Raw genomic sequence first — 23,879 nt, 5'->3', positions numbered from 1 at the left:
ATCACACGATAAGGCCGTACGTCCGGATTTACGACATCTTCTCGAAGAAGAACTCGTGCTTCATGAACGACGTGTCATATTCGTGCCCGGGATACGGCGGGATGAGCTGAGACGCCTGGAACAGCCGCCACCCGTCGCGCAACGCCTCCACCCCCGTCTCGTACGGCGGCTCGTCCCCGTCACCGGCGGTCGGTTCGGTGCGCCCGGTGCCGTCGTAGCGCGACCAGCCCACCACCTCGGCGTCGAGCGCGGAGGTGGCCAGGTAGAGAACGAGCACCTGCTGCTTCATGCGACCCTCCCGGGGCGGTTGTTCACGCGAGTCGTCCAGTATTCGACGTCGAACGACGGATCGTTGGTCAGGGCCCGCCACATCCGCACCCGGTTGTGGACCTCCAGTCGCCCGGTCGCCTGCTCGTACCAGGGGAAACGCCGGCCCAGCTCGGCCAGGACGGCGGGATCGTCCAGGTCGGAGGTGTCCCAGAGCCGCACCTGCGGCACGGTCGGGTTGAAGCGGATCTTGAACATGTACCGGCGCACGTCGCTGTCGTTGCGCCGCCCGCCGTGCCAGATGCCGTGGTGGAGCAGCATCACGGTCCCGGCGGGGCAGGTGAGCCGGGTCTGGCCGCGCAGGTTCTGGTAGCGGCCGGTGTCGCTCTCGTTGATCCGGCGCAGGTGACTGCCCGGCACCACGAGGGTGCCGCCCATGTCGGCCGTCACCTCGCGCGGGTAGTACATGAGCTGCACGTCGAAGGCGTCCATGCGGGTGTCGATGATGGCGTCGGCGTGCAGCGGCTGGGCGTGACCGTTGTGCGGCTCGCGGACGTGCACGGCGTGGTGGTCGACGGTCGGGTCGGGGCCGACGAGCGAGTGCAGCGCGCCGGCGACGGCGGGCAGCTCGATCAGGCGGCGGGCGAACGATCCCTCGGGGTAGGCCTGGGTGACCGGAGTGCCGTACGGCGGGCGCGGGATGCCCGCCTCCAGCACGTCGATCGCCTGGTCGTTGAGCTCGTCCGGGACGATCCCGTCGAGCCGCAGATAGCCGGCGGCCACGAATCCGGCGACCTGCGCGGAGGTCAGCAAAGTGGTTCGCATGCCTCGAAGTTAGAACCGGACACCCGCTATGTCGTGGGTTGTAATCATCAACTACTGGTCCATTTTCCCCCGCTGCGGTAGAACAGATCCCTGTGCGGCAGGTGACGATCACGCTCTCCGGCCCGCCGGCGGTGGCCGGCGCGGGGGCGGCGGTGCACGGCGTGGTCAGCGCCCACGACGTGTTCCGGCTGCCCGACCTGTGGCAGCTCCACCTGTACGGGTACGCCGCCGAGCTGGTGCTCGACGGCACCGTGCACGCGATCAAGCCCGGCCACGTCAGCCTGATCCCGCCGGGCGCCGAGGTCCACTACCACTATCGGGGCAGGTCGGAGCACCTGTACGCGCACTTCAGGCTGCCCGGCGGCGACGAGCGGCGGGTCGTGCCCGTCATGCGGGACGCGGGGGACCAGGCGCCGCTCATCGCCGCCTCCCTGCGGCAGGCCATCGCGGCGGTCCCCGACACCAGGGCCAGGGCGTCGGCCGAGGTGTGGACGGTGCTCTGGCGGATCGCGAACCTGCCCGTCGCCGGCAGCGCGCACGCCGTCGTGGCGGCCGCCATGGAGTACATCGACGCGGACCTGGCCGCGCCGCTGACCGTCCCCCGCGTCGCCCGCGCCGCCGGGGTGTCGCACAACCACCTCACCCGGCTGTTCCGGGCCCAGACGGGGCACACGGTGGTCGCGTACATCCGCCGCAGGAGGTTGTCCCGCGCGCTGCACCTGCTGCGCGAGTCGACCCTGGCGATCCCGGCGATCGCGGCGGCGGTGGGCATCCCGGACCTGCAGGCGTTCAACAAGGCCTGCAGACGCGAGCTGGGCGCCTCACCCCGGGCCCTGCGCGCGAGCGGCCCCGAGCACGGCGCGGGTAAGCCGCCACCTGCGGCGAGTGGACCCGATCAGCGGTGAGGCCGGGCGCGTGTCCGGGCCCGCCTGGCGCCGGGGGCGGGCCGTACCCGGTAGGTTGGCCGACCATGGAGGAACGCCACGATCATCACCGCCGCCCCGCCCGTGCCCTGGCCGCGATGGCGCTCGCCGCCCTCCTCGGCACGGCCGCCTGCGGCGACCCGGCCCCGGCGGCCTCGGCGGCCGGCCGGCAACCCGCGCCGAGCCCGTCCGCGCCGAGCCCGTCCGCGTCCACCCCACCGGCGGGCGGGACGCTGCCCGCGCCCGACCAGAAGATCCCCGGCGACCCCGCCCGGCTGGCCGCCGCGCTCAAGGGGACCAGCGCCGCGCTCAACGCCGCGATCGACGCCTGGCCGAAGACCGGCAAGCCGCCCCGGGACGTCGAGCTGCTGGCCCTTCACCAGCAGCGCGCCTACCGCTACACCGCCCGCCACCCCGAGGTGGCCGCCCGGGCCTTCGCGCGCCTGCCGTCCGGGCTGGCCGCCCAGGCCAAGGACAACACCGCCGCCATCCGCGAGCTGCTCTCCCTGGCCCACCCGATCAAGCCCTCGGCCACGTTCAAGGTCCAGCCCGCCCCGCCCGCCGCCGAGCTGCTCGGCCACTTCAAGAAGGCCGAGCGCAAGTTCGGGGTGGAGTGGGAGGTGCTGGCGGCGGTGATGTTCGCGGAGACGAAGTTCGGCCGGGTGAAGTCGGACAGCAACGTCGGCGCCCAGGGGCCCATGCAGTTCATGCCCGGGACCTGGAAGGCGTACGGCATGGGCGGCGACGTGCAGGACCCGCGCGACGCCGTCATGGGCGCCGCCAACTACCTGCGCGCCTCGGGGGCGCCCCGCGACTACCGGCGGGCGCTGTACGCGTACAACCATTCCCGGGCGTACGTGAACGCCATCCTCCTGCACGCCCGCCAGATGAAGCGGGACCCGAGGAACTACTACGCCTACTACAACTGGCAGGTGTTCGTGATCACCACGGCCGGCGAGCGGCGCCTCACCGGCCCGTAGGCCCCGCTACGACCCCCGCTATGACAGGGCGCGCGCGGCGTGGATCAGGGGGACGTGGCTGAAGGCCTGCGGGAAGTTGCCGACCAGCCGGTTGTAGCGGGGGTCGTACTCCTCGGCCAGCAGCCCCACGTCGTTGCGCAATGCCAGCAGCCGCTCGAACAGCGTCTTCGCCTCCTCCTTGCGGCCCTGCATCGCCATCACCTCCACCAGCCAGAAGCTGCACGCCAGGAAGGCACCTTCCCCGCCGGGCAGGCCGTCCACGTCGTTGTCCGCGGCCAGCGGGTAGCGCAGCACGAACCCGTCCGACATGAGCTCCTTCTCGATGGCCGCCACCGTCCCCACCACCCGGGGGTCGTCGGCCGGCAGGAACCCGACCATGGGGATCATCAGCAGCGACGCGTCCAGCTCCGACGACCCGTACGACTGCGTGAAGGTGTTGCGCCGCGCGTCGTAGCCCTTCGAGAGGATCTCGGCGCGGACGACGTCGCGCAGCGTGCGCCACTTGTCGACCGGGCCGGTGCGGCCGAACCGCTCCACGTACTTGACCGCTCGGTCCAGCGCCGCCCAGCACATCACCTTCGAGTGCACGAAGTGCCGCCGGGGCCCGCGCACCTCCCACAGGCCCTCGTCGGGCTCGTCCCAGTGGTCCTCCACGTAGTCGAGGAGCTCCCGCTGGATGGTCCACGCGCGGTCGTCGGGTGACAGGCCGCGCGTGCGCGAGACGAACAGGCAGTTCATCACCTCGCCGTACACGTCGAGCTGGAGCTGCTTGACGGCCTCGTTCCCGATGCGGACGGGGCGGGAGTCCTCGTAGCCGTCGAGCCAGTCGAGGCGCAGCTCGGGCAGCCGGCGCTCGCCCGCGACGCCGTACATGATCTGCAGGTCCTGGGGCCGGCCCGCGATGGCCCGCAGCAGCCACGCGCGCCAGTCGGCGGCCTCCTCCAGGTAGCCGGAGCTGATCAGCGCGTCGAGCGTCAGCGTCGCGTCGCGCAGCCAGCAGAAGCGGTAGTCCCAGTTGCGCACCCCGCCCACGTCCTCGGGGAGCGACGTGGTGGGCGCGGCGACGATGCCGCCGGTGGGGGCGTAGGTGAGGCCCTTGAGCGTGATCAGCGACCGCACCACGGCGTCCCGGTACGGGCCCTGGTAGGTGCACCGCGCGACCCACTCCGCCCACATGGCCTCGCTCTCGCGCAGCTGGGTGTCGGCCTCGATCTGCGGCGGCATCGGCTCGTGCGAGGGGTGCCAGGTGAAGACGAACGGAAACCGGTCGCCCTCCTTGACCGTGAACGTGGCCCGGTGCGCGTAGTCGCCGCCCTTCAGCGGCACGGGGGAGTGCAGCCACACCGAGTCGGGCCCGCCGATGGCCTGCAGGTGACCGTCGCTCTGGCGCACCCACGGCACGATCCGGCCGTAGTCGAAGCGCACCCGCAGCTGCGTGGACATCTCCACGGTCCCGGAGACGCCCTCCACGATGCGCACGACGTCGGGGTTGCGGTCGCGCGGCGGCATGAAGTCGATCACCCGGACCGTGCCCGTCGGGGTGTCCCACTCGCTCTCCAGAATGAGCGTCTCGGGCCGGTAGCGGCGGCGGGTGGCCGGTCTGCGGCCCGTGGGGCCGAGCCACCAGTGTCCGTTGCGCTCGCTGCCGAGCAGCGACGCGAAACAGGACGGAGAGTCGAACCTGGGCAGGCACAGCCAGTCGATCGAACCGTCGCGGCCCACCAGAGCCGCCGACTGCATGTCCCCGATGAGGGCGTAGTCCTCGATCCGCATGCCTAGACGCTACTCGGAGGAGGGGCGATCCCGTGAGGGGGTCCGATCATGTCGCGTCATGCCCGGATCCCCTCACGGGATCACGTCAGGGGGAACCAGCGGGTGAACAGCTGGGTCAACGGCCCGATGGCCAGCGCGAACACCAGCGTTCCCACGCCCACGGTGCCGCCGAGCAGCCAGCCGGCGGCCAGGACCGTGATTTCGATGAGGAACCGGCCCAGCCGCACCGACAGGCCGAGCCGCATCAGCCCGGTCATGATGCCGTCGCGGGGGCCCGGGCCCATCCCGGCGCCGATGTAGAGCACGGTGGCCAGGGCGATGGCGACGACGCCGAGCACCACGTACAGGCCCTGCAGGACCAGGTGCGACGGGGTGGGCAGCAGGAAGATCGCGCCGTCGGCGAACAGGCCCAGGAAGACGACGTTGCTGACCGTGCCCAGTCCGGGCTTCTGCTTCAGCGGGATCCACAGCAGCAGCACCAGGGCGCCGATGCCGATGATGACGGTCCCGATGGACAGATCGGTCCGCAGGGCCAGGCCCTGGTGGAACACGTCCCACGGGTCGTTGCCCAGCCCGGACTCGACCTGGAGGCCGATGCCGGCGCCGTAGAGCGCGAGCCCGCCGTACAGCCTGACGAGGCGCGCGGGAAGGGACGAACTGAGCCGGGGGACGGTCGCTTCACTCATAGTGGCCACAGATTGGCATCCAACCGACTTGCCAAAACAGGGCCAATCACGAAAAGTGGCCTTATGAGGCATCTGTCGGCGACCCAGGTGGCGCGGCTCATCAAGATCGACCCGGCGGCGCGTCCGTACTACCGCGCGCTCGCCGACGGCGTGCGCGTCCTCATCATGGACGGCCAGATCCCGGTACGCGTCCGCATGCCCGCCGAACGCCACCTGGCCGAGACCCTCAAGGTCAGCCGCACCACCGTGACCTCGGCCTACGACCTGCTGCGCGAACGCGGCTACCTGGAGAGCCGCCAGGGCTCCGGCAGCTGGACCGCCCTGCCCGACCCGGCCACCACGGCCGACAACCCGTGGCTCAGCACCGACGGCGACGGCCTCGTCCAGCTCCAGTGCGCCGCCCCGCCCGCGCCGTCGGCCCTGCGGCAGGCGATGCTGGAGGCGGTGGACGACCTGTCCGTGTACGGCATGGGCAACGGCTACGACCCCATCGGCCTGCCCGTGCTCAGGGAGCGCATCGCCGCCCACTACACCGCCAGGGGCCTGGCCACCCGGCCGGAGCAGATCCTCGTCACGACCGGCTCCCAGCACGCCATCCAGCTCGTGCTCGGCCTGCTCGTCGGCGCCGGCGATCCGGTGCTCGTGGAGTCTCCGACGTACCCGCACGCCATCGACGTGGCCCGGCAGCGTGGCGCCAGGATCGTCCCGGTCGGCATCTCGCACGAGGGCTGGCAGGCCGACCTGGTGACGGGGGCCATGCGCCAGTCGGGGGCGCGCCTGGCGTACCTCATGCCCGACTTCCAGAACCCGACCGGCGCCCTCATGGACGACGCCACCCGCGCCGCCGTCGTGGGCGCGGCCAGGCGTACGGACACGGTGCTGCTGGTGGACGAGACCTGGTCGGAGCTGGCGCTGGACGAGGTGCCCCGGACCTCGCCGGCGGCGGCGTTCGACACCGACAGCAGGGTGATCAGCATCGGCTCGGCCTCCAAGCTGTGGTGGGGCGGGCTGCGCATCGGCTGGGTCCGCACCACCGCCGCGCTGGCCCGGCGGCTGGCGATGTTCCGGGCGGCCGTGGACATCGCCAGCCCGGTGCTGGAACAGCTCGTGGTGGCGCGGCTGTTCGACCGGCTGGAGGAGACGCGCGCCGAGCGCCGCCGCACGCTGCGCGCCTCACGCGACGCGCTGGTGTCGGGGCTGCGCGAGCACCTGCCCGAGTGGACGTTCACGGTGCCGCGCGGAGGCGGCACCCTGTGGGTGCGCCTGAACGGCCCGGGCGCCACGCCCCTCGCGGAGGCGGCCGCCCACCACGGCGTACGCCTCGCGCCCGGCCCGTGGTTCGGCCTGGAGGGCACCCTGGAGGGCTACCTCCGCCTGCCCTACACCCAGCCGCCCCAGGTCCTGACGGAAGCGCTCACCCGCATCCGCGCCGCCCGCGACCACGGCCCCACCGGCCCCCGCCGCCCCGTGGACGCGCTCATCGCGATGGTGTGAGGGGGTAAACCTCGACCTCCGCCCGATGCCCGCACGCGGACCGCAACTTGGCGTCCGTGGTGACCAGCGTGCATCCGAGAGCTTCGGCCAGAGCGATGTACGCGGCGTCGTACACGGTCAAGTTGTCGCGTAGCGCCCAGATCCGATCGGCGAGCTTCTCGATCGGATAGCGGACGAGGGGAAGGTCGGAGAAGTCCATGCGTGCTTCATCGGCCCGGTCGATGGGGAGCTTGCCGCTCATCACCAGCCCGCGCAGGGCGCTCAGGAATTCGATGTCGAGCAGTGTGGGAGCGTGCAGCGACCCCGCCTTCTGGAGCGTGCGCACCAGGTCGGGATCGGGTCGCTCGGCCTGAAGGGCGTGGACGCAGGCCGAGGCGTCGACCACGATCATGCGCCGCGGCCCTGGTGGATCGCCGTGAGGATGTCGTCGTTGGTCGGGCCGTTCTCCCGCGACCGCCGAAGCGCTCGCTCGATGACCTCGGCGGTCGTCGGGCGGGTGATGAGCCGCAGCTGGCGACGGAGATAGTCGGCGACCGTGAGGCCTTCGGCCTCCGCCTGAATGCGGAGCGCCTCATACGTCTCGTCCGGGACGTCGTCAATGCGTATCGTCTTCGCCACGCTCTGTGTCACCTCCCTCACGCTAGTCGCTTCCAGCGTGCGACGTCGTCTGCTTTCCCGCAATTCGAGCGCCTCATTCGCTGGAGCCCCGGGCCAAGGGGGCGCGCCATTTGCGGCGCATCGCCATGATCCGCAGCCCGAACGCCAGCACCGCCGCCGCCAGCGTGGCCGGCCAGCCGTGCAGCCCGTACGCCGACAGCGCCGCCATCACCCCCGACCCCAGCAGCGCGGGCACCGCGTACAGCTGGCGGTCGTACAGCAAGGTCGGGATCTCCCCGGCCAGCACGTCGCGCAGCATGCCGCCGCCGATGCCCGTCACCACCCCCAGCAGCGCCGCGTGCAGCGGGGCGAGGCCGTACTCCAGGGCCTTCTCCGTCCCCACCGCGCAGAACAGCCCGAGCCCCGCCGCGTCCAGCACCAGGATGAGCGGCATCACCCGCGCCACGTGCGGATGCCAGAAGAACACGATCACCGTCGCGGCCACCGGCACCAGCACGTACCCGAGGCTCTGGAAGGCGGCGGGCCGGACGTTGAGGATCAGGTCGCGTACGACGCCGCCGCCCAGGGCGGTCATCTCGGCCAGCACCACCATCCCGACCACGTCGAGCCGTTTGCGCACGCCCATGAGCGCACCCGTCAACGCGAAGACGAAGATGCCGACAAGGTCGAGAATTTCAGACACGTCGGAATATTTACCGTATGACCGGTTCGTGGTGCTCGGCCATCATCACCCGCAACCTCCGCGCGAACATGAACAACGCGATCCCGGCCACGATCGCCATCGCCGCCAGCACCAGGTAGTACATCGGATCCGACAGCACCCGGCCGAGCCGCCCCGTCTGCCCGCCGACCGCGTCGCCCACCGACAGCGAGATGAACCAGACCCCGAGCATCTGCCCCTTGAACGCCTCGGGCGCCAGCTTCGTCGTCACCGACAGCCCGACCGGGCTCAGCGACAGCTCCCCGAACACCTGGATGAGGTAGACGAGCACCAGCCACCACACCGACACCCTGCCGGGCCCCGCCAGCGCCGCCGCGACGGCCATGACCACGAAGCTCAACCCTATGACGATCAGCGCGAACGCGAACTTCTGCGGCGTGCTCACCCGCGTCCCGAGCCGCACCCACAACGCGGCGAAGACCGGCACGAAGATCATGATGAACAGCGGGTTGAAGGACTGCGTCGTGGCCGGCTGGATCGGGATGCCGAACAACGACAGGTCGGTGTGGTCCCTGGCGAAGAACAGCAGCTTGCTCGGCGCCAGGTCGTAGATCATCCAGAAGACGGACGCGGCCACGAACAGCCAGATGTAGGCCTTCATCCGGATCCGCTCGTCCTCGGTCAGGTCGTGACTGCCGAGCAGGAGGTACGAGAAGTACGCCACCGGCACGATGAGGATGACCACGGTGATCGCCACGGTGAGCCGGTCGACCGTGAGCGTGCCGGTCGCCGCCCACGCGCCCAGCGCGATCGCCGCCGCCGCCGCGATCCCCGCCCCCCGCCAGAACAGGCGGTGCTGCACGTGGACCGGCCGCTCGCCGATGCCCCGCAGGTATCGGCCGCCCCGGATGTACTGGGCCAGGCCGAACGCCATCCCGACGGCCGCCGCGCCGAACCCCAGGTGCCACCGGTCGCCGGTGGCCAGCCAGCCGACCACGATGGGCGCGAAGAACGCGCCCAGGTTGATGCTCATGTAGAACAGGGAGAACCCGGCGTCCCTGCGCGCGTCGTCCCCCTCGGGGTAGAGCCGTCCGACCATGACGGACATGTTCGGCTTGAGCAGGCCGGTGCCGGCGATGATCAGCAGCAGGCCCTGCCACACGAAGTACGGCGACGACACCGGGAGGGCCATGCTGATGTGCCCCAGCATGATGACGAACCCGCCCCAGAACACCGACCTGCGCGCCCCCAGGATCCGGTCCGCGATCCACCCGCCGGGCAGCGCCACCAGGTAGATGAGCGCGCCGTAGACGCCGACGACCGCCTGCGCCGTCTCCTGAGACAGGCCCAGGCCCTGCTGCGCCGGTGACGCGGCCAGGAACGTGGCGAGGATCGCCCGCAGCCCGTACCAGCTGAACCGCTCCCACATCTCGGTGCCGAACAGCGTGGCCAGTGCCCAGGGATGCCCGAAGAACGTCCTGCCGCTCATGTGTCGCCCCCTCTGTGCACCCGGTCGATTACTCTACGTGAAGGACGCGGGTCTTTCTCCTCAGGCTCTTGCCGCTACCCCCTTGGTGTGGTGCGATGCAGGCCACTCACGCAAGTGAACACTGACTGGAGGCGCGCGCCATGGCCGAAGACCTCGAAGTCCGGGCCGAGATCGAGCGGCAGATCGCCGGCCGTACCGTCTGCGAACGGCTCAGGCACGCCGCCGAGCAGCACCCCGACGCCCCGGCCTATTCCGACCCCGACGGGGACGGCTGGACCACGCTGACCTACGCGCAGGCGCGGCAGCGGGTCCTGGAGATCGCCGCGGGTTTCGTCGCGCTCGGGCTGGAACCCGGGGAGTCGGTGGCGGTGATGATGGTCAACCGCAGCGAGCACGTGCTCGCCGACCTGGGGGCCGTGCACGCCGGCGGGGTCGGCTGCACGGTGTACTCGACGTTCGCGCCCGAGCAGATCGCGTTCGTGGCCGGGGACGTGGCCGCCAGGTACGCGGTGCTGGGCGGCCCGGCCGAGCTGGCCCGCTGGCAGCCCGTCCTGTCCCAGCTGGACGGGCTCCGCAGGATCATCATGCTGGAGGGGGCGCCCGCGGACGAGCGGTTCATGTCGTGGGAGGACTTCCTGGAGCTGGGCCGCGCGCGCCTGGCCGCGGCCCCGGCCGAGGTCGAGGCCCGCATGAGCGCGGTCACCCCCGGCGACGTGGTCACCGTCCTCTACACCTCGGGCACCACCGGCATGCCCAAGGGCGTCCCCCTCACCCACGCGAACGTCTTCTACGAGGTCGCCGCCACCGACCGCATCACGAACCTGCCCGTCCGGGGCACGCAGATCTCCTACCTCACGTACGCGCACATCGCCGAGCGCATCCTCAGCCTCTACCTGCCCCTGGTCAAGGTCTCCCACGTGCACTTCTGCACCGACCTGGCCAACCTGGGCAAGACGCTGGGGCAGGTCAGGCCGATGATGTTCTTCGGGGTGCCGCGCGTGTGGGAGAAGATGATGGCCCGCCTGCTCGCCGTGCTCGCCACCCAGCCGGAGGAGCAGCAGGCCGCCGTACGCCAGGCGATGCGGGCGGGCGCCGCGTACGTGGAGGCCGGCCAGTACGGGCGCACGATCACCCCCGAGATCCAGGCGGCCTACGAGCAGGCGGACGCGTCCCTGCTGTCGATCATCCGCGGCATGATCGGCTTCGACCGCGCCGAGTGGACCGCCACGGGCGCCGCGCCGCTGCCCGCCGAGGTGCAGCACTTCTACGCCGGGCTCGGGCTCAAGGTCATCGACGTGTACGGCATGACGGAGACGACCGGCGCGTTCACCGGCAACAGCCCCTCCTGCTACCGCCTGGGCACCGTCGGCAGGGCCGAGCCCGGCGTCGAGATCCGCATCGCCGAGGACGGCGAGATCCTCACCCGCAGCCCGCTCAACACCCGCGGCTACGTCAACCGGCCCGAGGCCACCGCCGAGCTCATCGACGACGGCGGCTGGCTGCACACCGGCGACATCGGCACGGTCGACGAGGACGGCTTCTACCGGGTGGTCGACCGGAAGAAGGAGCTGATCATCACGGCGGGCGGCGAGAACATCTCCCCGGCCGAGATCGAGAACCACCTCAAGGAGCACATGCTCGTCGGCCAGGCCCTCGCCTACGGCGACAACCGGCCGCACCCGGTGGCCCTGCTGACGCTCGACGGGGAGGTGGCGCCGGGCTGGGCGCAGGCGCGCGGCATCGCGTTCGCCTCGCTGGCGGAGCTGGCCGAGCACCCGGAGGTGATGAAGGAGGTGGAGACGGCGGTCGAGGCCGCGAACGCCAAGCTGGCCAGGGTGCAGCAGGTGAAGAAGTGGGCGCTGCTGGGCACCGAGTGGACGGCCGAGACCGAGGAGCTCACCCCGAGCCTGAAGCTCAAGCGGCGGATCATCCACGCGAAATACGCCGACGTCATCGAGGGCCTTTACAGCGGGCCGCGTTAGGGCACTTTGGCGGGGTTCGCCTGCTCCGGCTGATCCCGGTTTTGCCATTCGTGGCGTGTGTCGAGGTCCTGGCCATTACCGGGCGGTTCCTACCGTCTCGATCATGACCAGAAGCCTTCTTCTCGTCTCGCTCGCGGCCGGGCCGCTCACCGTGCCCGCCCTCCCGGTCGCGACCGAGCCCGTCATCCGCGCGATCATCGTCCGTCCGGCCGAACCCATCGTGGGGGCGAACGACTCCGTACGCCTGGTGGTCGACGTCGTCGCCAAAGGCGTGCGCGGCCAGGGCGGCGTCACCGTCAAAGTCGAACCCGGCGCCCCACCCGGCCCCGTACTGACCGACAAGCTACCGATCCCGGCACCGGCTCCGGCCCCGGCGCCCGCCCCCGACACCGGCTCGGTGGGCTCCGGTCCCGCCCCCACCAGCGGCTCCGTCGGCACCCGCCCCGCGCCGGGCACCGCACCGGGCACCGCGCCCCGTCCGGCACCGGTGGCCCGTCCCGCACCGGGCACGGCGCCCCGTCCGGCACCGGTGGCCCGGCCCGCACTGCCGAACCAGCCCCGGCCGGGCGTCCGGCCCGCACTACCGAACCAGCCCCGGCCAGGAGCCCGGCCGGCGCCGCCGAACCAGCCCCGACCAGGCGTCCGGCCCGTGGCACCCGCCCCGGCGCCCGCACCCGTTCAGGCCCCTGCACCCGTTCAGGCCCCCGCACCCGCTCCCGTTCAGGCGCCCGCTGTCGCTCCGGCGGCGCAGCCACCGCAGCTGGCCGAGGACGCTCTGGAGGGCACCCCTCCGCAGCTGACCTGGCGCACCTCGGGACCGGGATCCGGCCCGCCGGCCCGCATGGCGAACGGCTGGGAGACCTGGCGTTTCCTCCCCGACAAGCAGCTGAACCGGTACTACCCGACCGGCACCTGGACGATCACCGCCACCGCCAGGGGAGCGGGCGGGACGACGGTCACCGAGTACGCGTCGTTCCAGTTCAGGCGGGACACGAAGCTCTCGTCGGTCCGGGCCGACAAGCTGGAGGGCTCCGACCTGGTACGCCTGCGCGGCTCGCTCAGGCGAGTGGACCCGCGCGGCTACACCGACTACGGCCCGTTCGCCAGGCAGCAGCTGGAGATCCTGTGGCGCGGCGACGAGTCCACGGCCTGGGAGCGAATCGGGCAGACGACGACGGACGCCTCCGGGACCTTCGAGGCGACGGTCGCGGGCCGCGCGGGTGGCCTCTGGCGCGTCCGCTATCCCGGAACGGGACACTACGCCTCAGACGCCTCCAAGTCCCGACAAATTACGCAATAGCCGAAAAGATGCCTATAGCACGGCCTTAAACCGCCGTTGCGGAATTGTGATCAGCTTTACTACAACTTTTCCTTACCCTTACGCGTCATTGGCGTTGACATGGCCCCGACTTGGGGCCGTGTCCGAGACGGGGAAGGAATTCCATTTTGAAGATGCGACGTCTAGCCGCCGGCCTGGCGGCTGCCGCCCTGGGCGCGACAATGGTGGCGACCGCCGCCTCGCCCGCGCTCGCGGACCCGGACCCGGGCCTGGACCCGGATGTCGCGGGCTACACGAGCCTGCAGTTCGACGCGAACCCCGAGCCCGCATGGCGGGGCCGGCCCATCACTCTCGAGGGCAAGCTCTCGGTGCAGTGCGACGAGGACTACATCAGTGGCTTCGTGTCGGTGCACAAAGCCGACTACTGCAAGGACTCGGAGCGCTGGCACCGCCTTGCCTGGAAGCGGATCGTGATCCTCTTCCAGCCTGACGGCAGCGGCCGCTGGGAGTACGTGGACACCATCAGGACCAGCGGCAAGGGCTACTTCTCGACGCGGGTTCCGGCCCGTACGTCGGGTACGTGGCGCGCGGTCTTCGAGGGCTCCCGCTCGCTCTCCCCGGCGGAGGGCAAGGACTGGGTCAAGGTCGTCGGCCGCCGCTGATCCACCCCGAAACGCCCGGCCTTTCCCGGCCGGGCGTTTCCCATTTCGACCCCTTTGACGTCGTTGGCGGCCAGGTAGGCCGGCGCGCCGCCGCGGCCGTAAGTGTGGTTCACGCGCATCGCGCGGGCCCGGCCGGGGGCGAGAGTGGCAGCGGCAGCGGGCCTGGATGGAGGTCTTCTCGTCCGCGCTGATCACGTACTCCTCCTCGCCCGGCGCCTGGCCCTGCCAGGTACGGGCGTACAGGTCCACGCACGCGCTCGGCCTGGCCAGGGGCCTTGACCTGGGCGGTCTGTAGCGGCGTGAAGGCGGGCGGGCGACCAGAGCACCTACGGTCGGACAGCCCGGCCGGTCGCTGCTCGGCGAACCGGCCTCTCCAGCGGCGGACGGTGTCCAGGTGCAGTCCCGTCTCGCGGACGATGCGCGCGTTGGAGCGCCCACGCGCCGCATGCAGCACGATTGTCGCTCGCTGCCGGGCCCTGGTGTGGGGTCTTGTGGCCGTGCGCCATCTTCTTGAGCCGGTGGCGCTCGGAGGCGGTCAAGGTGATGGGCACGGGACGAAGCGGCCGATCCTCCCGGAATGGTCAGCGGCCGGTGCGAACGGCGGTGAGGAACCCTCCGCTCGCAGGACCGGGGACGGGACGGCCGTAGGAGGCGGCGAGTTCGGCAAGATCGTGAGGCTGAGGTTGCCAACCGTGTCGGCTGAGCCAGCCGGGGGCATCTTCGCCCAGTCCGCCCTTCCACAATGATGTGTACTGGTCCATCGTCGGCATGCCACGAGTCTGCGCAAGGAAGGCCGAACCAGCGATGTCGCCGTGTTCAAAGGCTAGTCGGCTGCCCGGCGCGGAGAGTTCACCGACTGCGGTCAGCAGACGCGCCGCCTCATCAGCCATCAGGTAGACCAGCAGTCCTTCCGCGAGCCATGCTGTTGGCGCGGTGGGATCGAACCCGGCCGCGACCAGCTCGCCCGTCCAGCTCTCGCGCAGGTCGACCGGAACGATGCCGCGCTCGCACGTCGGCACCGCGTCGCATGCGGCCAGCACCGCCTCCTTGAACGCGAACAGCTCGGCAAGGTCGAGTTCGAACACGCTCACACCGCCCGGCCACGGCAGCCGCAGAGCACGTGTGTCGAGCCCGGCGGCGAGCAGAACCACCTGTGCGCAACCGGCAGCCGTGGCAGTGAGCAGATAGTCATCGAAGAACCGCGTGCGCAGTACTCCATGGAAGGCGAACACGGCGCCCAAGGAGGCCAGCGGCCCCAGTGCGGCAAGGTCTTCGGCGGAGGTGGGCTCCTCGGGAAACGCCCCGGGCGCGGCGTCCAGGAATCTCTGGGCGTACGGATCGTTGAACAGCCGGTCGTCCCTGAGGCTCTCGCGGGCCCTCACCATCGCCACCCCCAGCGCCGTCTTCGCCACGCCCTTCAGTGAGCCGTCTGGCTCCATCGCCGCCTCCTCGATCGAAACTTATTCATCGCCAACGATACATCTCTAGCGATGCTTCTGTGGCGATGTAACCTTCGCACATGGATGGCGGACAGTTGCACCGGCTTGGCAAGCGCCTCATCGAGCTGTCCTCGCAGGTCACCGGCGAGGCCGGCGACCTGTCGCTCACACCCGGGGAGGCCGCTGTCCTGGAAGACGTGATCAAGCACCCCGCCAGCTCGATCAGCGAGATCCACCAACGGACAGGCTTTGTGCAGAGCCACGTGTCCGCGTCGGTCTCGCGCCTCAAAGCGCGTGGGCTGGTGAAAACCGAACCCGACGCGAGCGACGGGCGGCGCACCCGGGTCCGAGTCGCGGACGGAGCTATGCAGGCGATCGGCCGCCGCGCAGCCCGCAGCATCGACCAGGCGATCGGCCGCACCATCGGCGACCCCGGTCGGGCTCGCCGGACGACCGAGCTGTTGCAGGAGCTGGCCGACATCCTGCTGTGACCCGCGCCGGCAAACCTCAAGGGCCGCCCTACCTCGCCGACGCCCCGCCATCACAACAGTCGCCTTACGTCAACCACCGAAGGATTTCCGGAGCCGACCACCAAGCCCGGCGGGACCCAGCGCCCGACGCCCAGCGTGCGCCGTGTGCCCGAGCGTGTCCTGCATGCCACACGTCCCGCACCTCACGTCCCCGGAACGCTCCATCGCCCGGGCTGCCCCAGGACGCCCCACCACCCGCGCGGTCCGGAAGCGGCGGCGCGGCGAAGACGTCCCGGAAGCACGACAACCCGGCGGAGGCTAGTACGACACGGCAACCTGGACGCGGTGGTGCCGGGGCCGCTCGACCTCGTCCACCACCGCCACCCCCAGGTCGGCGAACGAGAACGCGGGCTCCAACGCCGGCACCTCCCCGCCCCCGATCCGATAACGCCCGGTCCGGGACGCCGACTCGTCGAGGAGCACGGGCGGCGGCGCGAGCACCACCCAGTCCAGCCCAGACTTCTCGAACACCTCCAACTCCGCCGCATGCCCCAGCGAGAACGCCCGCGCCTCGGCCGGGAAGTCCGGCGTGTCCACGAGCCGAACCCCCGGCGAGACCTCCAGCAGGCTCCCGATCCCGACCGCCACCAGCCGGGACACCCCGGCCTGCCCCAGCCCGCCGACCAGCGCCCGGGCCGCCGCCGTGTAGAACTCCTCCGACGACATGTCCAGCCGGGCCGCCACCTGGACGGCCGCGTCGTGCCCCGCCGCGACCTCCGCCACGCCGGCAAGGTCGGTGACATCCCCGGCCACCACCCGCACCCGCGCCCCGGACGAACCCGCCCCGGAAGAACCCCACACACCCGCGTACTTCCCGGGATCCCGGACGACGGCCGTCACCTCGTGCCCCCGCCCGACCGCCTCGGCGACCACCCGCATCCCGGCCCGCCCACCGGCGCCGAACACCACGATCTTGCTCACCTTCACCACACCCCTTCTGCCTGGGCCGGCATCCCCGGCCACTCAGCGGAGACGGTAAAGGGCGAGATATCGCTTTCCGCAACGATAGTTACCTACGATGTCGGGATGGCCGAGCCACTCGATCCGGACATGTTCACCGGATGCCCTCCGGTAGTCGCGCCGATCCGCATCGGCGACAAGTGGACCGCGAAGCTCATCCGCTGCCTGGAATCGGGCCCGCGCCGCTTCAAGGAACTCCAGGTCACGCTGCGCGGCATCACCCCGAAGGTCCTCACCGAGTCCCTGCGCGCCATGGAGCGCGACGGCTTCCTCACCCGCACCGCGTACGACGAGATCCCGCCGCGCGTCGAGTACGAGCTGACCGACCTTGGCCGCAGCCTCATCGAACCCATGAACGCGGGCTGCGAGTGGTCGAGAAACCACCTGGCCGAACTGATGAACGCCCGCGAGGCATGGTACGAGGCGGCGGGATGACCCCGCTGACACCGACCGCGTGCGGCGTTTCTCGCGGTTCTGGGGTGTTCGTGTGGAATCGATCTAGGGCGCAAAGTGTTGTCGTGCGGTGAAGGAGTGATTTTGAGCCTCGCCGGACAGGCGTCGTAGTCTGGCCCTCTGGCGAACGAACAGGAGGTGACGCCCCATGTTGCGAGACTCGTTCGGACGGGTGGCGACGGATCTGCGGGTGTCCCTCACGGACAAGTGCAATCTGCGCTGCACGTACTGCATGCCGCCCGAGGGCCTCGACTGGCTCCCCAACGCGCAGCTCCTCACCGCCGACGAGATCGTCCGCCTCGTGGCCATAGGCGTCGAGCACCTGGGCATCACCGAAGTCCGCTACACCGGTGGCGAGCCGCTCATCAGGCGCGAGCTGGTCGACATCGTCGCCCGTACCACCGCCCTGAGCCCCAGGCCGCAGGTCTCGCTGACGACCAACGGCATCGGGCTGGCCCGGCTGGCCGAGCCGCTGGCCGCCGCCGGGCTGGACCGGGTCAACGTCTCGCTCGACACGCTCGACCGCGACACGTTCAAGCGGCTCGCCCACCGTGACCGGCACGCCGACGTGATCGCCGGCCTCGCCGCCGCCGACGCCGCGGGCCTGCGTCCCGTCAAGGTCAACGCGGTGCTCATGCGCGACCTCAACGACCACGAGGCCGTACCGCTGCTGCGGTGGTGTCTCGACCGGGGCTACGAGCTGCGCTTCATCGAGCAGATGCCCCTCGACGCCCAGCACGGCTGGACCCGCGAGGGCATGGTCACCGCCGACGAGATCCTCGACCGGTTGTCGAGCGGGTTCGACCTCGCGGCGGACGACCTGGAGGAGCGCGGCAGCGCGCCGGCCGAGCGGTTCCTCGTGAACGGGGGTCCCGGCCGGGTCGGGGTGATCGGGTCGGTGACGCGCCCGTTCTGCGGGTCCTGCGACCGGGTACGGCTCACCGCCGACGGCCAGGTGCGCAACTGCCTGTTCGCGAGGGAGGAGTCCGACCTGAAGACGCGCATGCGCGAGGGGGCCTCCGACGAGGAACTGGCCGAACGCTGGGTCGCCGCCGTGGCACGCAAGCGCGCCGGCCACGGCATCGACGACCCGTCCTTCCTCCAGCCGGCCCGGCCCATGTCCGCCATCGGCGGCTGACGGCGTGGCGCCCTCGGCCGGGAGCCCGGGTCAGCCGGCCTTCGACGCGGTGATCCTGGCCGGGGGAGAGGCGCGCCGGCTCGGCGGGGCGGACAAACCCGGCCTCACCGTGGGCGGCAGATCCCTGGTCGAGCACGTGGTGACGGCCGTCGCGGACGCCCGCACGACGATCGTCGTCGGCCCCGAGCGCCCGATCCCCGGCGTGGTGTTCGTCCGCGAGGACCCGCCGAGAAGCGGTCCCGTCCCGGCCCTGGCGGCAGGACTGAACGGGGTCACCGCCCCATGGGTGGTCCTGCTCGCGGGCGACCTGCCGTTCCTCACCGCCCCCCACGTCACGTCCTTGCTGAACGCCGCCACAACCCAGCCGCCCAACACCACGGCCGCCCCGGCCCCGCCGGCCCCCGCAACCCAGCCGCCCGCCGCCCCCGTGCGCTCGACGCTTGGCGAGACGGCGCGGTCGGCGCCCGGTGACGTCGCAGGCCCGACACCCGGCGACGTCCTTGAGGCTGTGCCCGGGAACGCGGCACGGGCAACGTCCGAGCGTGCTGCGCGGTCGTCGATGCCCGGCCGGGCAGCGCGACCGATGTCTCAGGACGTCGCAGGGGCGGCGGCGGGAGGTGCCGTGGCGCCGGTGTCCGGAGATGCCCCGGAACCGGCCCCCGAGGAGGGGCCGGTCGGTGGGGTGGTGATGGTGGATGACGGCGGGCGGGAGCAGTGGCTGGCCGGGGTGTGGCCGACGGCGCGGCTCAAGCGGGCCCTGGCCGCCTACCCGGGCCGCTCGCTCAAGGGCCTGCTCGGCCCCCTCACGGCCGTACGGCTGGCGTTGCCGGGAAGGCCCTGGTTCGACTGCGACACAATGGATGACCTGGAGGAGGCTCGTATGAACGTGCTCAACGAATGGACTGTCCTGGCCTGCGAGGAGCTGGGCATCGACCCGGCCACCGTGGACCGCGACCTGATTCTCGATCTCACCAAGGAGGTCGCCCACGGCGTCGCGAGACCGGCCGCGCCCCTGACGGCGTATCTGCTCGGCCTCGCCCAGGGCGCAGGGACCGCCCCCGACGACGCGGCGGCGAAATTGATCACATTGGCGAAGAACTGGGGACAGGCCACAGCCGAGACGCTGACAGACGGCTGACACTCGAACGAACTCTTGAAGTCAAGCCGCCCTCCCGCCTGAAGATTTCCTGTGAATAACGAGGCGGGAGGGAGTGCAAACGGTTTCGGGAAAGCGGCCCTATCCGACTGCGGCCGACGTCGCCAACTGATCAAAAACTTCCGGGAAAGGGCGACGCCGGGTGGTTACGGGGGCAAACCACCCGGCGTCGCGTCATCGGCGTTCCGACGGGGGCCCGGAACGCCGGCACCAGCACTCCGACGGGGGACCGGAGCGCTTGCCTAAAGCGTACACCTACAACCCGTGGGATGCGTCAAGACTTAGTCACGACCCGATCTCGCGTCGATGCAGCGGTATCTCGGTTTGGTTAGCTTCAGGGGTGCCAAAGGTAGGCGGAGGGGCAGCCTTCCCTCTCTCATTGGCCCCGATTACGGCTATGTATGGCAAAAAGACTGCGGCGGCGATGAACAGCAGCCGGTACGGCCACGGCACCGGCACCACGACCGCCAGGATCAGGCAGATCGTCCGGATGCCCATCTTGATGAGGTAGCCGATCTCGCGCTTGCGGATGTCGTCCGTCAGCGACGGCTTGGCGTCCGTGACCTGGTGAACGTCTGGTCTCCTGCGCCACCCCTTCATATCTTCCACCGTAGGCCTGGAACAGGCCGGGTGCGACAGCGCCCCGGTGCGGGAACAGGGGTCATGCGATCATGGCCTTTGAGTAAGGAGGATGTGGAGATGACGGATCGAACGTACCGGGTGACCGAGATCGTCGGAACGTCGGGGGAGAGCGTCGACGAGGCCATCCGCAACGGCATCAGACGGGCCTCGCAGACGCTCCGTCACCTCGACTGGTTCGAGGTGACGGAGATCCGCGGGTACATCGACGCGGGAGAGGTCGCACACTTCCAGGTCGGCATGAAGGTGGGCTTCCGTCTCGAGGACGCCTGACTCGAAAACACCGCAACGGGCCGCGTACGGCTCTCTGACGGCCGTAGGGGGCCGTGCGGGCCCCGGGGATCGGAGAGTCGTCCCCCCGCCCCTCGCCGGAGGCGAGAGGTTAGATTGGCCGGTGTGAGTGTTGAGTTCCGGATCCTGCTGGTGTGCACGGCGAACATCTGCCGTTCCGCCATGGCGCAGGTGATCGCCGAGGCGATGCTCAACTCCGCGCACCTGCCCGTGGCGACGGGGAGCGCGGGGGTTCGCGCGCTGGTCGGCCGGCCGATGGCCCCCCACGCGATCACGGCCCTCGACCGGCTGGGCCTGGACGGCCGGGCGCACCGTGCCCGGATGCTGGATCACGACCTGGTCAGCTCGGCCGATCTGCTGCTGACGATGGAGGCCGGGCACCGGGCCGTGGCCGTCGAGATCGCCCCCGAGGCGGAGCGCAGGACGTTCACGCTGCCGGAGTTCGCCGAACTGGCGACCGGGGCGGGGCACCGCCGTTATCGCTCGGACACGGCCGAACGGGCGCGGGCGATCGTCGAGTCGGCCGCCGAACGGCGCGACGCGCGGCGGGCGCCCGAGGTGTACGACCCGTACGGCGGCCCGTACGAAGGCTACGAGGCGTGCACCAAGACCCTCGGCGAGGCTCTCAGCCACGCCCTGGGCGCTCTGCTGGGCCCTCGCTGATCACGGGCTGATCATGGGGGCCGCGCCCGGGATTGGGCGCGGCCATCGGGAAGGTCAGCTGGCCTGGCTGACCGTGGACATGTTGAAGTCCGGCACCCGCACCGCCGGCATGATCGTGCGCTGGAAGTAGTCGTTCCACTCCCGGGGCAGCGTGCGCCCGGCGGCGCCCACCTCCGTCAACCGCCCGAGCAGGTCGACCGGGCTCTCGTTGAAGCGGAAGTTGTTCACCTCGCCCACGACCTCCCCGTGCTCGACCAGGTAGACCCCGTCCCGGGTCAACCCGGTCACCAGCAGCGTCTGCGGGTCGACCTCGCGGATGTACCACAGGCAGGTGACGAGGAGCCCGCGCTCCGTGGAGGCGATCATCTCCTCCATGGACCGGCCGCCCTCGGGGCCCGACATGATCAGGTTGGAGATCCCGGGCGTCACCGGCAGGCCGCTCAGCTCCGCCGAGTAGCGGGTCTGCAGCAGGGCCTCCAGGGTCCCGTCCTTGATCCAGCCGGTCGGCCCCAGCGGGAGCCCGTTGTCGAAGACCGAGCTCTCCCGGCTGGAGGCGTGCGCCGTGACGAACGGCGCGCACGCGATGCCCGGCGCCGACGGGTCGCTCGACAGCGTGACGGGCAGCGTGCCCAGCCGCTCGCCCACCCGCGTGCCGCCGCCGGGCTTGGAGAACACCGAGCGCCCGTCGAGCGCGTCCCTGGCCCCCGCCGACCAGAACAGGTAGATCATCAGGTCGGCCACCGCGCTCGGCGGCAGGAGCGTCTCGTAGCGCCCGGCCGGCAGGTCGATCCGGGTCTTGGCCCACTCCAGCCGCTGCGTCAGCGAGGCGTCGAGCGCCGCGACGTCCACGTCCGTGAAGTCCTCGGTGGACACGCCCGTCCACGCCGAGCGCTTCAGGTCGGCCGACTTGGCGTTGAGCTCCAGGCGCCCGGTCGGCTGGTCGTGGCGCAGCCGCAGGCCCGCGGACGTGCCGAGGAACGTCGAGGTCAGCGAGTGCTCCGCGAACCCGTACAGCTTCCTGCCGCCCGCCTCGGCCGCCGCGAACGCGTCGCCGAGCGCGGGCGCGAACCCCTCGAACACCCCGATGTCGGTCGGCTCGACGGCGGAGCCCCAGTGCGGCGACTGCGGCACGCCCTCGACGAGGGCGCGGGCGTCCTCCGCGGGCTGGGCCTCCCGCGCGGCCGCGTCGGCCGCCGCCACCACGTCCGCGAGCTGATCCTCGCGTACGGCGGCCCGCGACACGACCCCGACGCTCTGCCCCGCGATCGAGATCACGGTCAGCCGGGCGGAGCGGGCGACGCCGTTCGTGGTGAGCGTGTTGCCCGCGAACCGCAGGTTGGCCGTGGACTTCTCGTCCACCAGCACCACGCAGTCGTCGTTCGCCGAGAGCTCCAGAGCCTTCTCGACCATCTCCTGCGGCCTCATGCTTTGCCACCCTCCTGAACGGTGTTGAGGATCCGCACGCCCCTGAACAGCGCCGACGGGCAGCCGTGGCTGACCGGCGCAACCTGGCCCGGCTGGCCCTTGCCGCAGTTGAAGGCGCCCCCGAGCACGTATGTCTGCGGCCCGCCGACGGCCTCCATCGACTGCCAGAAGTCCGTCGTGGTCGCCTGGTAGGCGAAGTCCCTGACCTGCCCGGCCAGCTTCCCGTGGGAGATCCGGTACGCCCGCTGCCCGGTGAACTGGAAGTTGTAGCGCTGCATGTCGATCGACCAGCTCTTGTCGCCGACGATGTAGATCCCCCGCTCGACGCCCGAGATCAGCTCGTCGGTGGAGGGGCCGTCCGGTGCGGGCGCCAGCGACACGTTGGCCATGCGCTGGATCGGCATGTGCCCCGGCGAGTCGGCGAACGCGCACCCGTTGGACCGCCCGAGCCCCTTCATCAGGGCCATCCGCCGGTCGAGCTGGTAGCCGACCAGGATGCCGTCCTTGACGATGTCGAAGCTCTGCCCCTGCACGCCCTCGTCGTCGTAGCCGATCGTGGACAGGCCGTGCGTGACCGTGCGGTCGCCGGTCACGTTCATCAGCGGCGAGCCGTAGACCAGCTCGCCCAGCTGGTCGAACGTGGCGAAGCTGGTGCCCGCGTAGGCCGCCTCGTAGCCGAGCGCCCGGTCCAGCTCGGTCGCGTGGCCGATCGACTCGTGGATCGTCAGCCACAGGTTGGACGGGTCGATGACCAGGTCGTAGTCGCCCGCCTCGACGGAGGGCGCCGCCAGCTTCTCGGCCAGCAGCTCGGGCAGCCTGGCCAGCTCGCCCTGCCAGTCCCAGCCCGTGCCCGTCAGGTATTCGTAGCCGCGCCCGACCGGCGGCGCGAGCGTCGACATGTCGTCGAAGCCGCTCTCGTGCGCCTTCATCGCGTTGAGCTTCGGGTGCACCCGCACCCGCTGCTGCGTGGTGACCGTGCCGGCCGTGTCGGCGTAGAACTTCTGCTCCTTGACCTGCAGCAGCCGCGCCGACACGTGATCGGCGCCCTTCAGCAGGCCGGCCGACCAGTCGGCCAGCAGGCTCACCTTGTCGGCCGAGGAGACCTCGAACGGGTCGACGTCGTACTCTGACACCCACACGGCCTCGGCGTGCACCGGCTCGGGCGCCAGCTCGATGGGCTCGCGGTTGATCGGGGCGCTCACCTCCGCCACCCGCACGGCCTGCTCGGCCACGGCCGCGGCGGCCTGCGGCGTCAGGTGGATGCCCGCCGCGAACCCCCACGTGCCGCCCTTGACGACACGCACGGCGTAGCCCAGGTCGTCGGCGTCCATGGCGCCTTCGAGCCGGGCGTCATAAAGGCTGAGCGTCTCGGCTCTGACGCGTTCGAGCCGGAAGTCGGCGTGCTCGGCGCCGAGTTCGCGGGCGCGTTGCAGGGCGGCGTCCGCCAGCTGCCGCAGCGGCAGCTCCAGGAAGTCGGGATCGATCTGGCGCATGTCCACGATCCTAACCCTGTGATCTTGTGCCACCCGGACAACCGCATACCCGC

26 protein-coding genes and 2 pseudogenes are annotated in these 23,879 nt (G+C 71.0%); 14 read left to right on the top strand and 14 right to left on the bottom strand.

Annotated features, from left to right (window positions below; all coding sequences use genetic code 11):
* Positions 1-28: 28 nt before the first annotated feature.
* On the bottom strand, positions 29-289 hold the full coding sequence (locus AB0J87_RS28230) for a hypothetical protein (RefSeq protein ID WP_192785635.1): 261 nt from the start codon (positions 287-289) through the stop codon (positions 29-31).
* Positions 286-1,092: a phytanoyl-CoA dioxygenase family protein gene (locus AB0J87_RS28225; protein ID WP_363969850.1), complete on the bottom strand. Its 807-nt coding sequence runs from the start codon at positions 1,090-1,092 to the stop codon at positions 286-288. The genes AB0J87_RS28230 and AB0J87_RS28225 overlap by 4 nt, the downstream gene beginning before the upstream one ends.
* Before the next feature lie 92 nt (positions 1,093-1,184).
* Here AB0J87_RS28225 and AB0J87_RS28220 point away from each other — a divergent pair, with 92 nt between their 5' ends.
* Together AB0J87_RS28220 and AB0J87_RS28215 are read left to right on the top strand one after the other, a co-directional pair.
* Entirely contained in the window at positions 1,185-1,997 is an 813-nt protein-coding gene (locus AB0J87_RS28220; RefSeq protein ID WP_363969848.1) for a helix-turn-helix transcriptional regulator, read from the top strand.
* Positions 1,998-2,062: 65 nt separating this feature from the next.
* Complete coding sequence (locus AB0J87_RS28215) at positions 2,063-2,995, top strand: lytic transglycosylase domain-containing protein (protein WP_363969846.1); 933 nt, start codon at positions 2,063-2,065, stop codon at positions 2,993-2,995.
* A gap of 18 nt (positions 2,996-3,013) precedes the next feature.
* On the opposite strand, the gene AB0J87_RS28210 is transcribed toward AB0J87_RS28215, so the two are convergent.
* Positions 3,014-4,768, bottom strand: coding sequence for a glycoside hydrolase family 15 protein (locus tag AB0J87_RS28210; RefSeq protein ID WP_363969844.1), 1,755 nt, complete (start codon positions 4,766-4,768; stop codon positions 3,014-3,016).
* An 80-nt stretch (positions 4,769-4,848) separates the two neighbouring features.
* Entirely contained in the window at positions 4,849-5,454 is a 606-nt protein-coding gene (locus AB0J87_RS28205; RefSeq protein ID WP_350735270.1) for a hypothetical protein, read from the bottom strand.
* A 63-nt stretch (positions 5,455-5,517) separates the two neighbouring features.
* On the opposite strand from AB0J87_RS28205, the gene AB0J87_RS28200 reads away from it, so the two are divergent.
* Complete coding sequence (locus tag AB0J87_RS28200) at positions 5,518-6,948, top strand: PLP-dependent aminotransferase family protein (RefSeq protein ID WP_363969842.1); 1,431 nt, start codon at positions 5,518-5,520, stop codon at positions 6,946-6,948.
* Here AB0J87_RS28200 and AB0J87_RS28195 read toward each other — a convergent pair.
* The 4 genes from AB0J87_RS28195 to AB0J87_RS28180 form a co-directional block, all read right to left on the bottom strand.
* Positions 6,932-7,339, bottom strand: coding sequence for a type II toxin-antitoxin system VapC family toxin (locus AB0J87_RS28195; RefSeq protein ID WP_363969840.1), 408 nt, complete (start codon positions 7,337-7,339; stop codon positions 6,932-6,934). The two genes, AB0J87_RS28200 and AB0J87_RS28195, sit on opposite strands and share 17 nt — an antisense overlap.
* Positions 7,336-7,578: a hypothetical protein gene (locus AB0J87_RS28190; RefSeq protein WP_363969838.1), complete on the bottom strand. Its 243-nt coding sequence runs from the start codon at positions 7,576-7,578 to the stop codon at positions 7,336-7,338. The genes AB0J87_RS28195 and AB0J87_RS28190 overlap by 4 nt, the downstream gene beginning before the upstream one ends.
* A 61-nt stretch (positions 7,579-7,639) precedes the next feature.
* Positions 7,640-8,248 carry a trimeric intracellular cation channel family protein gene (locus AB0J87_RS28185; RefSeq protein ID WP_363969836.1) on the bottom strand — a complete coding sequence of 203 codons (609 nt, stop codon included), beginning with the start codon at positions 8,246-8,248 and terminating at the stop codon, positions 7,640-7,642.
* 10 nt (positions 8,249-8,258) lie between these two features.
* The gene (locus AB0J87_RS28180; RefSeq protein ID WP_363969834.1) at positions 8,259-9,716 is read right to left on the bottom strand and encodes an oligopeptide:H+ symporter; all 1,458 of its coding nucleotides are present in this window, start codon (positions 9,714-9,716) and stop codon (positions 8,259-8,261) included.
* A 140-nt stretch (positions 9,717-9,856) separates the two neighbouring features.
* On the opposite strand from AB0J87_RS28180, the gene AB0J87_RS28175 reads away from it, so the two are divergent.
* From AB0J87_RS28175 to AB0J87_RS28160, 4 genes are all read left to right on the top strand, one after another.
* Positions 9,857-11,698, top strand: a complete 1,842-nt coding sequence (locus AB0J87_RS28175; protein WP_363969832.1) for an AMP-dependent synthetase/ligase — start codon at positions 9,857-9,859, stop codon at positions 11,696-11,698.
* 103 nt (positions 11,699-11,801) lie between these two features.
* Positions 11,802-12,998: a hypothetical protein gene (locus AB0J87_RS28170; protein ID WP_363969830.1), complete on the top strand. Its 1,197-nt coding sequence runs from the start codon at positions 11,802-11,804 to the stop codon at positions 12,996-12,998.
* Between the two features lie 152 nt (positions 12,999-13,150).
* Entirely contained in the window at positions 13,151-13,639 is a 489-nt protein-coding gene (locus AB0J87_RS28165) for a hypothetical protein (protein ID WP_350735288.1), read from the top strand.
* A 166-nt stretch (positions 13,640-13,805) separates the two neighbouring features.
* On the top strand, positions 13,806-13,934 hold the full coding sequence (locus AB0J87_RS28160; protein WP_363969828.1) for a hypothetical protein: 129 nt from the start codon (positions 13,806-13,808) through the stop codon (positions 13,932-13,934).
* Between the two features lie 27 nt (positions 13,935-13,961).
* Here AB0J87_RS28160 and AB0J87_RS28155 read toward each other — a convergent pair.
* Both AB0J87_RS28155 and AB0J87_RS28150 read right to left on the bottom strand, forming a co-directional pair.
* Positions 13,962-14,108 (bottom strand): annotated as a pseudogene (locus AB0J87_RS28155) (helix-turn-helix domain-containing protein); the annotation flags it as partial.
* 112 nt (positions 14,109-14,220) lie between these two features.
* A complete protein-coding gene (locus tag AB0J87_RS28150) occupies positions 14,221-15,078 on the bottom strand; it encodes an SAM-dependent methyltransferase (protein ID WP_363969826.1) in 858 nt (285 codons plus the stop codon).
* An 80-nt stretch (positions 15,079-15,158) separates the two neighbouring features.
* Here AB0J87_RS28150 and AB0J87_RS28145 point away from each other — a divergent pair, with 80 nt between their 5' ends.
* Positions 15,159-15,569 (top strand): MarR family transcriptional regulator, encoded by a 411-nt coding sequence (locus AB0J87_RS28145; protein WP_363969824.1) that lies wholly within the window; start codon positions 15,159-15,161, stop codon positions 15,567-15,569.
* A 297-nt stretch (positions 15,570-15,866) separates the two neighbouring features.
* Here AB0J87_RS28145 and AB0J87_RS28140 read toward each other — a convergent pair whose 3' ends face one another.
* Positions 15,867-16,529 carry an NAD(P)H-binding protein gene (locus AB0J87_RS28140; RefSeq protein WP_363969822.1) on the bottom strand — a complete coding sequence of 221 codons (663 nt, stop codon included), beginning with the start codon at positions 16,527-16,529 and terminating at the stop codon, positions 15,867-15,869.
* 105 nt (positions 16,530-16,634) lie between these two features.
* Between AB0J87_RS28140 and AB0J87_RS28135 the strand changes: the two genes are divergently transcribed.
* The 4 genes and pseudogenes from AB0J87_RS28135 (at position 16,635) to AB0J87_RS28120 (ending at position 19,297) form a co-directional block, all read left to right on the top strand.
* A complete protein-coding gene (locus AB0J87_RS28135; RefSeq protein WP_350735291.1) occupies positions 16,635-17,003 on the top strand; it encodes a helix-turn-helix domain-containing protein in 369 nt (122 codons plus the stop codon).
* A 166-nt stretch (positions 17,004-17,169) separates the two neighbouring features.
* A complete protein-coding gene (moaA, locus tag AB0J87_RS28130) occupies positions 17,170-18,159 on the top strand; it encodes a GTP 3',8-cyclase MoaA (protein ID WP_363969821.1) in 990 nt (329 codons plus the stop codon).
* Positions 18,160-18,208: 49 nt separating this feature from the next.
* Positions 18,209-18,595, top strand: a pseudogene (locus AB0J87_RS28125) (NTP transferase domain-containing protein); the annotation flags it as partial.
* Positions 18,596-18,718: 123 nt separating this feature from the next.
* Positions 18,719-19,297 carry a DUF6457 domain-containing protein gene (locus AB0J87_RS28120; RefSeq protein WP_363970128.1) on the top strand — a complete coding sequence of 193 codons (579 nt, stop codon included), beginning with the start codon at positions 18,719-18,721 and terminating at the stop codon, positions 19,295-19,297.
* Positions 19,298-19,600: 303 nt separating this feature from the next.
* Here AB0J87_RS28120 and AB0J87_RS28115 read toward each other — a convergent pair whose 3' ends face one another.
* Positions 19,601-19,915, bottom strand: a complete 315-nt coding sequence (locus tag AB0J87_RS28115; RefSeq protein ID WP_363969819.1) for a DUF3099 domain-containing protein — start codon at positions 19,913-19,915, stop codon at positions 19,601-19,603.
* Between the two features lie 99 nt (positions 19,916-20,014).
* Between AB0J87_RS28115 and AB0J87_RS28110 the strand changes: the two genes are divergently transcribed.
* The gene (locus tag AB0J87_RS28110) at positions 20,015-20,227 is read left to right on the top strand and encodes a dodecin (protein ID WP_350735297.1); all 213 of its coding nucleotides are present in this window, start codon (positions 20,015-20,017) and stop codon (positions 20,225-20,227) included.
* A 123-nt stretch (positions 20,228-20,350) separates the two neighbouring features.
* A complete protein-coding gene (locus tag AB0J87_RS28105) occupies positions 20,351-20,908 on the top strand; it encodes a hypothetical protein (RefSeq protein ID WP_350735299.1) in 558 nt (185 codons plus the stop codon).
* 54 nt (positions 20,909-20,962) lie between these two features.
* Here AB0J87_RS28105 and AB0J87_RS28100 read toward each other — a convergent pair whose 3' ends face one another.
* A complete protein-coding gene (locus tag AB0J87_RS28100) occupies positions 20,963-22,333 on the bottom strand; it encodes a metallopeptidase TldD-related protein (RefSeq protein ID WP_363969816.1) in 1,371 nt (456 codons plus the stop codon).
* Positions 22,330-23,826, bottom strand: coding sequence for a TldD/PmbA family protein (locus AB0J87_RS28095; RefSeq protein WP_363969814.1), 1,497 nt, complete (start codon positions 23,824-23,826; stop codon positions 22,330-22,332). Before AB0J87_RS28095 ends, AB0J87_RS28100 begins: the two co-directional genes overlap by 4 nt.
* Positions 23,827-23,879 lie beyond the last annotated feature (53 nt).

Source organism: Nonomuraea sp. NPDC049625, assembly GCF_040675285.1.
Lineage (GTDB): Bacteria > Actinomycetota > Actinomycetes > Streptosporangiales > Streptosporangiaceae > Nonomuraea > Nonomuraea angiospora_A.
This window is presented reverse-complemented; position numbering and strand designations above follow the sequence as displayed.